Below are 8,476 nucleotides of genomic sequence, written 5' to 3'. Positions count from 1 at the left end.
GTAAGGCCTTTGAATAAGACAAAAGGCTGCCTCATCGCTAACTTTGCAACAGTGCCGCAAAAAGTCAGTAAAGGACTCACAGTTGGTTCAGTCATTACAGGAAGCACGTTTTTACATGGTCCCCCTGTTTTGGCACTCGGTTTTACCAAGCTGTTTAAAAAATCAAAAAAAGTAGACGAAACCAATATTCAATTGGCCAATAGCTGGATTGGTGTAAACAACCACCTGATTGAAAAGGTGCTGCCAAACCTAAAGTGGGATATGGGTATAGGAAGTTCAACCGCCCTTTTTGGCGAGTCTGGCGGGTAGGAAGCGGCCGCGCAAGCGCCGCTTTGGGCACAGATCGGGCACAGATCGGGGGTTCATGCGTGGGTTTTCGACATCGCGGGGCCACGCAGCGGCTCAGTGCGTAGCCATTTCTCACCGAATCCCGGCACAGGGCCGAGCGCAGCCCTGCGGGGTCGTGGCCGCATCGGATCGGACTCTGGCTTGGCTGCCGGCTGTGTGGCCGGCGCCTCATCACGCGGCGGGCGGCGGGGCGCGCGCTGCGGGCCGGTAGTGCGCTTGCTCCAGCGCGCCGTGTTTCTCGAAGTGGGCGAGGATGGCGCGAATGGCCTTGGGGTCTTCGATGCTGGCGACGATCCGCACCGCGCCGCCGCAGTGGGCGCAGGTGGTGATGTCGATGGAAAAGACCCGCTTGAGCCGTTGCGCCCAGCTCATCGCACGGCGCTTCTGCTCGGGGCTGCGCGGCTCGTCGTGGGCGCTGACGTCCACTGGCGCCGCATCGCCCGCAGGCCGCCTGCCGCGCCCCGAGGGCGTCAGCTGCGCGCGCAGGTTTGCATTCGGGGCGAATACGCCGTGGAAGCGGGTGAGATGCGCGCGTGGCGGCGGGACCAGTGCCGCCAGCTTGGCGATGAAGTCCACCGCATCCCATTCGACATGCGTGGTGCCATTGCGCCACGGCGTCTTGAGCTGGTAACGCACCCTGCCCTGTGGCGAGATCGATAGCCGCTGCTCGCTGATCGCCGGGCGCGTGATGTAGCGGCACAGCTTTTCGAGCTTGTGGCTTTCGTGTGCTTCCGCGGCCACGCCGGCATGCAGCGAGAAGCCGCCGACCTTGCCGGCGTCGCCCTCCAGCGGACCGGCGTCGCCAGGCAGCGTTTGCAGCGTGACGACCTTGCGGCCAGCGTCGCGACCGGTGGCGATGCGGTAGGTCATCGAACTCATCCGCAGCCCATCCATGCCGTCGTCGCTACCCGCGCTGTCGGACAGGAACACGGATTCGTCTTCGCCTTCGAGCCAGCCGCGGCGCGACAGGTGCCGGCACACGCGATGCGCGATGGTGTTGGCCAGTTCCGTCAGTTGCGCCGATGTGGGCGCACGGGTGCGGTGCAGGCGCGGCTTGCGCTGCGGACGCTCGGTGGTGTCCTCGTACACGCCGTCGAGCCACAGCATGTGGAAGTGGATGTTGAGATTCAGCGCGCTGCCGAAGCGCTGGATCAGGGTCACCACGCCGCATTGCGCCGTATCCCGCGGCACGCCGGCCTGATCGGCAAGCCAACCGGCGATCACACGATGCACGATGCCCAGCACCGGGCCGATCGCCTCAGGCTTGCTGGCGAACAGGAAGCGCAACGGGTACGGGAAACTCAGCACCCATTGCCGCACCGGCCGCGGGCCGAACACCTCGTCCACCAGATGCCGCGCCGACTCGGCCATGCGCCGTGCGCCGCAGCTCGGGCACAGCCCGCGCTTCTTGCAGGAATACGCCACCAGCCTCTCGGCACGACAGTGCTCGCAGACCACGCGCAGGAAGCCGTGCTCGAGCACGCCGCAGCGCAGGTAGGTCTCGAACTCCTCGCGCACATACTCGGGCAGCGGGCGGTCTTCGGCCTCAAGACGCGCGATGAAGTCCGGGTAGTGCGCCTGCACTAGCGCGTACAGCAGCGTGCGCTCGGGCAGGTGGCGCGCGTAACGCGCAGCGGCGTGGGCGGCCGGCAGTGGCGCGCACACCTCGGCCTGCCGCCGGGGTGCGGTCAGGCGCGGCACGCAGCGCTCCGTTGCAGGGACGGCTGCTCAGGGTTGCGCCCGCGAGCACGCGTTCATATCGGCGTTTTCTGATCTTCGCGTCAGACATTGCCGCGGGGCGGGTAGGAAGTCTCCCGCCGCGGACGCCAGAACGCACAAAGCCCGGCACGAGGCCGGGCTGTGTGGTCTTGCTTGATGGATCGCGGGGCTTAGAAATCCATGCCGCCCATGCCGCCCATGCCGCCGCCGGCCGGCATCGCCGGCTCGTCCTTCTTCGGGGCCTCGGCCACCATCGCTTCGGTGGTGATCATCAGGCCCGCGATCGACGCGGCGTTCTGCAGCGCGGTGCGGGTGACCTTGGTCGGGTCCAGGATGCCGAACTCGATCATGTCGCCGAACTCGCCGTTGGCGGCGTTGTAGCCGAACGCACCCGAACCTTCGACCACGCGGTTGAGGATGACCGACGGCTCATCGCCGGCATTGGTCACGATCTCGCGCAGCGGGGCTTCCATCGCGCGCAGGGCGATCTGGATGCCGTGGTTCTGGTCTTCGTTCACGCCCTTGATGCCGGCGATCGCCGCCTTGGCACGGATCAGGGCGACGCCGCCGCCCGGGACGATGCCTTCCTCGACGGCCGCACGGGTCGCGTGCAGGGCGTCTTCGACGCGCGCCTTCTTTTCCTTCATCTCGACTTCGGTGGCGGCACCGACCTTGATCACCGCAACGCCGCCGGCCAGCTTGGCCACGCGCTCCTGCAGCTTCTCGCGGTCGTAGTCGGAGGAGGTCTCCTCGATCTGCGCCTTGATCTGCTTGATGCGCGCCTCGATGCCCGCGCCTTCGCCGGCGCCATCGATGATGGTGGTGTTTTCCTTCGACACCTGGATCTTCTTGGCGCGGCCGAGGTCCTTGATGGTGGCCTTCTCCAGCGACAGGCCGACTTCCTCGGAAATCACCACGCCGCCGGTCAGGATCGCCATGTCTTCCAGCATCGCCTTGCGACGGTCGCCGAAGCCCGGGGCCTTCACCGCGCAGACCTTGACGATGCCGCGGATGGTGTTGACCACCAGGGTCGCCAGCGCTTCGCCTTCGACTTCCTCCGCCACGATCAGCAGCGGCTTGCCGGCCTTGGCCACGCCCTCGAGGACGGGCAGCAGGTCGCGCACGTTGGAGATCTTCTTGTCGTACAGCAGGATGAAGGGATCATCCAGGTCGGCCGACATCGACTGCTGGTTGTTGACGAAGTACGGGCTCAGGTAGCCGCGGTCGAACTGCATGCCCTCGACCACGTCGAGTTCGTTGTCCAGGCCGCTGCCTTCCTCGACCGTGATCACGCCTTCCTTGCCGACCTTGTCCATCGCCTGCGCGATCAGGTCGCCGATGTTGGCATCCGAGTTCGCGGAGATCGCGCCGACCTGGGCGATTTCCTTGCTGGTCGACGACGGCTTGGACAGCGACTTCAGTTCGCCGACCGCGGCCTTCACCGCCTGGTCGATGCCGCGCTTCAGGTCCATCGGGTTCATGCCGGCGGCGACCGCCTTCATGCCCTCGCGGATGAACGCCTGCGCCAGCACGGTGGCGGTGGTGGTGCCGTCGCCGGCGTTGTCGGAGGTCTTGGAAGCGACTTCCTTCACCATCTGCGCGCCCATGTTCTCGAACGCGTCAGCCAGTTCGATTTCCTTGGCGACGGAGACGCCGTCCTTGGTGATGGTCGGCGCGCCGTAGCTCTTCTGCAGCACGACGTTGCGGCCCTTCGGGCCGAGGGTCGCCTTCACGGCGTTGGCGAGCACGTTGACGCCGCGCACCATCTTGGAGCGCGCGTCTTCGCCGAAACGAATGTCCTTGGCAGCCATTGCGAATTACCTCGAAAAATTATTCGGATGAGAAATGTGTGGGAGCGACGCGCGATCAGCCGAGGATCGCGAACAGGTCGTCTTCCTTCACCACCAGCAGCTCGACGCCGTCCAGCTTCACTTCGGTGCCGCTGTACTTGCCGAACAGCACCTTGTCGCCGACCTTGACCTGCGGCGCGCGGACCTGGCCGTTGTCCAGCACCTTGCCGGTGCCGACGGCGACGACTTCGCCCTTGATCGGCTTCTCGGTGGCCGAATCCGGGATCACGATCCCGCCGGCGGACAGCTTCTCTTCTTCCATGCGCTTGATGACCACGCGGTCGTGCAGCGGCTTGATATTGGACATGGCAACCTCGGTAAATGGTTGATTGACGTGGAAAAACCCGGCGATTTTAGCAGTCGCGCGAAGCGAGTGCCAAACCGCGGACAACAGAACCGGGCGAACCCGGCATGCCACCGAGATGGGGCGGGCCCGCCGACTTTCAAGGGCCGCACGCGGATGTCCGCCAGGCCCGCCGGATCGGGGCAGCCGCTACCCTATGCCGGTGAGCGCCCTGATCTGCTTCTGCACCTGTCCCGACGCCGACAGCGCCGAGCGCATCGCCACCGCGCTGGTGGCCGAGCGCCTGGCCGCCTGCGTCAACCTCCTGCCCGGCCTGCGTTCGGTCTATCGCTGGCAACGCAAGGTCGAGGCCGCGGCCGAGGTCCTGCTGCTGGTCAAGACCAGTGCCGAGGCCTACCCCGCCCTGCAGGAACGCCTGCGCCAACTGCATCCCTACGAACTCCCGGAGCTGCTCGCGGTCGAAGCCGCGTCCGGCCTGCCCGAATACCTGCAATGGCTGGCCGCCGAGAGCCGACCGGTAAACTGAGCCAATGACCGCATCCACGATCCGCCTGCGCCGCTGGCTGGCCGGGCTCGCCCTGCTGCTTGCGCTGCCCGCGACCTCGGCCGTCGCCCAGGACTTCGAACTGCCGCCGGTCGACGAGGTCTTCGTCCTGTCCGCGCAGGCCACCGCGCCGGACCGCATCGAGGTGCGCTGGCGGATCGCCGACGGCTATTACCTGTACCGGCACCGCACCTCGGTCAAGGCCGATGCCGCCTTCACCGGCGCGACCATGGCGCTGCCGAAGGGCAAGGCCTACCGCGACGAATTCTTCGGCGACGTCGAAACCTACCGCAAGGAATTGCTCGGCACCCTCACCGGCACGCCCGCGGCCGGCGCGAGCGCGACCACCCTGACCGTGAAGTACCAGGGCTGCGCCGATGCCGGCGTGTGCTACCCGCCGCAGACCCGCACCCTGAAGGTCGCGTTGCCGGGCGAAGCGGGCGCTGGCGGCTTCGGCTGTAAGGCGCGCGGGCTGCATGATTATGTCGTCAAGAACGGCTCTGCCGATCATCCCAACGCCGAGGTGAAATTCGCACTGGGTGATGTGGTCAACACCATGATCGGCTGCACTAATGGTGAAACGATCATGCTGTGCCACGACACCTCGCTGCCGCGCCCCTATTCTCTCGGCTTTCGGGTGCAAGGCACCGAGGGGCTGTGGATGGACGTCAACAAGTCGATCTATCTGGAGGGCAAGAGCCCACAGCCGCACCGCTGGGAGCCTGCCGAGGGCTGGTTTGCGAAATACGATCACCCGCTATGGAAACGCTACGCCGATCTGGCGGCAGGGGCCGGGCATGGCGGGATGGACTGGTTCGTGATCCACGCTTTTGTCGAGGCGCTGAAGGCCAAGGCCCCGATGCCAATCGACATTTACGACGCGCTGGCCTGGAGCGCGATCACGCCTCTGTCGGAACAATCGATTGCTGAGGGCAATCGCACGTTAGATTTTCCCGACTTCACCCGAGGGCAGTGGCGCACCCGCAAGCCGATCTTTGCGCTGAACGACGCCTATTGATCGACGCGATTTAGGCCAAGCGCACCGCAAAGGCGAAATTGGTAATCTTGTCGGTATCCTTGACGCCCGGCGCGCTTTCGACGCCGCTGGAGGTATCGACCAGCGGCGCTCCGGTGCGCGCAATCGCCTCGGCAACATTCGTCGGATTTAGCCCGCCTGCCAGCCCCCACGGCAAGGCACCGCGATATCCGGCCAGCAGCGACCAGTCGAACGCCAACCCCATGCCGCCGGGCAGCGCGCCTTTGGGGGTCTTGGCGTCGAACAAGATCAAGTCCGCCGCCCCGGCATAGGCTGCGGCGCGTGCGACATCGCTGGCGCTGGCGACGGGCAGCGCCTTCCACACCGGCTTGCCAAACCGCGCGCGCAACTGGGCCACGCGTTCGGGCGATTCCGAACCGTGCAGCTGCAGCGCGTTCAGCTTGGCTGCCACCAGTGCGTCGGCGATGACAGCATCATCCGCATCGACGAACAAACCGACCATGGCGATCTGGCCAGCTGCGCGCGATGTCAAAGCGCCCGCGACATTCGACGTAACCGCACGGGGCGACGCTGGATAGAACACCAACCCGGCATAGTCCGCCCGCGCCGCGATGGTCGCATCGAGCGCCTCGGGTGTGCTGATCCCGCAAATCTTGATTTTCGCGGGCATGCGGTCAGTCGGGGTTCTGGATCAGCCGCACCAGCGTGCAGTCGGGATCGATCAGGTAGCCGATCCTCAGGCCGCTCGCCTCCAGTTGCGGAGCTTTGAAGCGCGGCCAGCCGGTGCTTTTTTCCTCGGCTCCCGCCGCGTTCACCAATGCCACCATGGCATCGAGATCATCCAACCGCAGGCAACAGCCGAACGAGCTCGTAGCTGGGTCGAGGTCAGGATAGGGGAAGAATTCGAGCTGCAAACCGCCGCGCTGCAGGATCATCCAGCCGCGATCCTTCCAACTCGTCGCAAAGCCCAGCTTCGCATAAAACGCCTCTGTCACATCGAAATCGCGCGATGGCAGATTGGGGGTGACGTGGTCAGCCATGGCTCAGCGCAGCTTGTCGGCCATGCGGGCCGTATGAGTGATTGCGGCGCGGCTATCGGGGGCGGAATGGCTCATCACGATCATGCTGGCCTTGGGGAACGCCGCACCAAACGCGCGCGCTGACGCGGCGTAGTGCTCAGTGTCGGCATCACCGAGATTGCCGAGCGACTTGGCCTTGCTGTCCTTGATCAGGCAGCCACCAAAAGCGATGTCGGTGCCGTCGATCCCAACGGTGATATTGTCACTGGTGTGGCCGGGGCCGGGGTAAAATACCTTGAGCGGGCCAAAGTTGGGCGCGGTTGCTGGTTCGACCCAGCCATTGGCGGCGAAAGTCAGGCTGTGTTGCGCCGCAACCATCCCCTCTTGCGGGGCAAGCTGGTTCGACAACGCATTGGCATAAGTCGCAATCCCCGCCGCATGCAGCGCGTCCATACCGCCCATCTTGTCCTGATGCGCGTGAGTCACCACCGCCAGCGCGACCGGCAGGTTGATCTCCTGCTTGATCCAGTTGAGGATCTGGGCGGTCTGGTCATCGGTCCAGGCGGTATCGACCACCAGCACGCGGCCGCCATCCCTGACGATCAAACCGTTGGAAGCGACTGCCCCGAAACCCGGCATGTCGAGATAGGAAGTGTGCTGCCAGACATTCGGTGCGAGCTGGCGGAAAACCAGATCGCCAAACCGTTGGTCGCCAGTTTCCATTTGCTGGCCAATCGTCGGGCGGATTTCACCGGGCATGCACCCGCTCAGCATCAATGCAGCGGCTAATGCGGTGCTCAGCTTCGCGACCGGGTGCATAATATTGGGCAATTCCATCAAGTTTTCCTTTTATTCAGCATTAAAAACCCCGCAAATGCGAGGCCTAGTAAATAGATGATCTTAATTTGGTTCACTGTAGCAAAAATATGGGGCGAATTCAAACATGAGGTGCGACAGTTTCAAAAGCCATATGATAATCAACAAGCTGAGCAAATTTCTCTAATGGTGTAAGCCAATCTAACGCCTTTCTAGGACGAGTATTCAGTGACATGGCAACTTGATTTAAATAATGCTGATCTGCCTGATTTAAATCAATCCCTTTAGGGAAGGTGCGAATAAGCGGGGAAATTCTTCTCGGCTGACTCAGTCATTTCATTTCTTCATGTTTGAGCCGATTTTTTCTCTCGTAAATGCCTTGAATCAGCCTATTTAGACCGTTTCTTCGCCATTTAAGGCGTTATCCCCAGTTTTTAGTGAGATCTCTCCCACTGACGTATCATTTGGTCCGCCCGAAACAGGTTGGCCAGCGTGAATAACATCGCCAGTTGGTTATCGTTTTTCAGCAACCCCTTGTATCTGGCTTTCACGAAGCCGAACTGTCGCTTGATGATGCGAAATGGGTGCTCCACCTTGGCCCGGATGCTGGCTTTCATGTATTCGATGTTGATGGCCGTTTTGTTCTTGCGTGGATGCTGTTTCAAGGTTCTTACCTTGCCGGGGCGCTCGGCGATCAGCCAGTCCACATCCACCTCGGCCAGCTCCTCGCGCTGTGGCGCCCCTTGGTAGCCGGCATCGGCTGAGACAAATTGCTCCTCTCCATGCAGCAGATTACCCAGCTGATTGAGGTCATGCTCGTTGGCCGCGGTGGTGACTAGGCTGTGGGTCAGGCCACTCTTGGCATCGACACCAATGTGG

The 8,476-nt window shown here is 63.4% G+C and carries 9 protein-coding genes and 2 pseudogenes; 3 read left to right on the top strand and 8 right to left on the bottom strand.

Going from position 1 to position 8,476, the window contains the following annotated elements:
* Positions 1-309 (top strand): hypothetical protein (locus tag ACOTX7_RS23320; protein ID WP_254698813.1); only part of this gene is annotated, 309 nt, incomplete at its 5' end.
* Between the two features lie 210 nt (positions 310-519).
* On the opposite strand, the gene ACOTX7_RS23315 is transcribed toward ACOTX7_RS23320, so the two are convergent.
* The 3 genes from ACOTX7_RS23315 to groES all read right to left on the bottom strand — a co-directional run bounded on the left by ACOTX7_RS23315 (position 520) and on the right by groES (position 4,224).
* Positions 520-2,001 (bottom strand): IS91 family transposase, encoded by a 1,482-nt coding sequence (locus tag ACOTX7_RS23315; RefSeq protein WP_032723056.1) that lies wholly within the window; start codon positions 1,999-2,001, stop codon positions 520-522.
* A 236-nt stretch (positions 2,002-2,237) separates the two neighbouring features.
* The gene (gene groL, locus ACOTX7_RS23310; RefSeq protein WP_004201176.1) at positions 2,238-3,878 is read right to left on the bottom strand and encodes a chaperonin GroEL; all 1,641 of its coding nucleotides are present in this window, start codon (positions 3,876-3,878) and stop codon (positions 2,238-2,240) included.
* A gap of 55 nt (positions 3,879-3,933) precedes the next feature.
* Positions 3,934-4,224, bottom strand: a complete 291-nt coding sequence (gene groES, locus ACOTX7_RS23305; protein ID WP_004201172.1) for a co-chaperone GroES — start codon at positions 4,222-4,224, stop codon at positions 3,934-3,936.
* Between the two features lie 193 nt (positions 4,225-4,417).
* Here groES and cutA point away from each other — a divergent pair, with 193 nt between their 5' ends.
* Both cutA and ACOTX7_RS23295 read left to right on the top strand, forming a co-directional pair.
* Entirely contained in the window at positions 4,418-4,747 is a 330-nt protein-coding gene (gene cutA, locus ACOTX7_RS23300; protein WP_004201171.1) for a divalent-cation tolerance protein CutA, read from the top strand.
* A 4-nt stretch (positions 4,748-4,751) separates the two neighbouring features.
* Entirely contained in the window at positions 4,752-5,783 is a 1,032-nt protein-coding gene (locus ACOTX7_RS23295; RefSeq protein WP_004201169.1) for a protein-disulfide reductase DsbD domain-containing protein, read from the top strand.
* Positions 5,784-5,793: 10 nt separating this feature from the next.
* Here the strand turns inward: ACOTX7_RS23295 and ACOTX7_RS23290 are convergent, their stop codons facing one another.
* From ACOTX7_RS23290 to ACOTX7_RS23270, 5 genes and pseudogenes are all read right to left on the bottom strand, one after another.
* The gene (locus ACOTX7_RS23290) at positions 5,794-6,432 is read right to left on the bottom strand and encodes a phosphoribosylanthranilate isomerase (RefSeq protein ID WP_004201168.1); all 639 of its coding nucleotides are present in this window, start codon (positions 6,430-6,432) and stop codon (positions 5,794-5,796) included.
* Positions 6,433-6,436: 4 nt separating this feature from the next.
* A complete protein-coding gene (gene ble, locus ACOTX7_RS23285) occupies positions 6,437-6,802 on the bottom strand; it encodes a bleomycin binding protein Ble-MBL (RefSeq protein ID WP_004201167.1) in 366 nt (121 codons plus the stop codon).
* A 3-nt stretch (positions 6,803-6,805) separates the two neighbouring features.
* A complete protein-coding gene (locus tag ACOTX7_RS23280; RefSeq protein WP_004201164.1) occupies positions 6,806-7,618 on the bottom strand; it encodes a subclass B1 metallo-beta-lactamase NDM-1 in 813 nt (270 codons plus the stop codon).
* Positions 7,619-7,718: 100 nt separating this feature from the next.
* A pseudogene (locus ACOTX7_RS23275) lies at positions 7,719-7,901 on the bottom strand (IS30 family transposase); the annotation flags it as partial.
* A gap of 130 nt (positions 7,902-8,031) precedes the next feature.
* Positions 8,032-8,476: pseudogene (locus tag ACOTX7_RS23270) on the bottom strand (IS5-like element IS5 family transposase); the annotation flags it as partial.

This window comes from Enterobacter cloacae complex sp. IR5418 (assembly GCF_049238105.1).
GTDB lineage: Bacteria > Pseudomonadota > Gammaproteobacteria > Enterobacterales > Enterobacteriaceae > Enterobacter > Enterobacter hormaechei.
The sequence above is the reverse complement of the archived record's forward strand: the minus strand, read 5'-3'. Positions and strand labels throughout refer to the sequence as shown.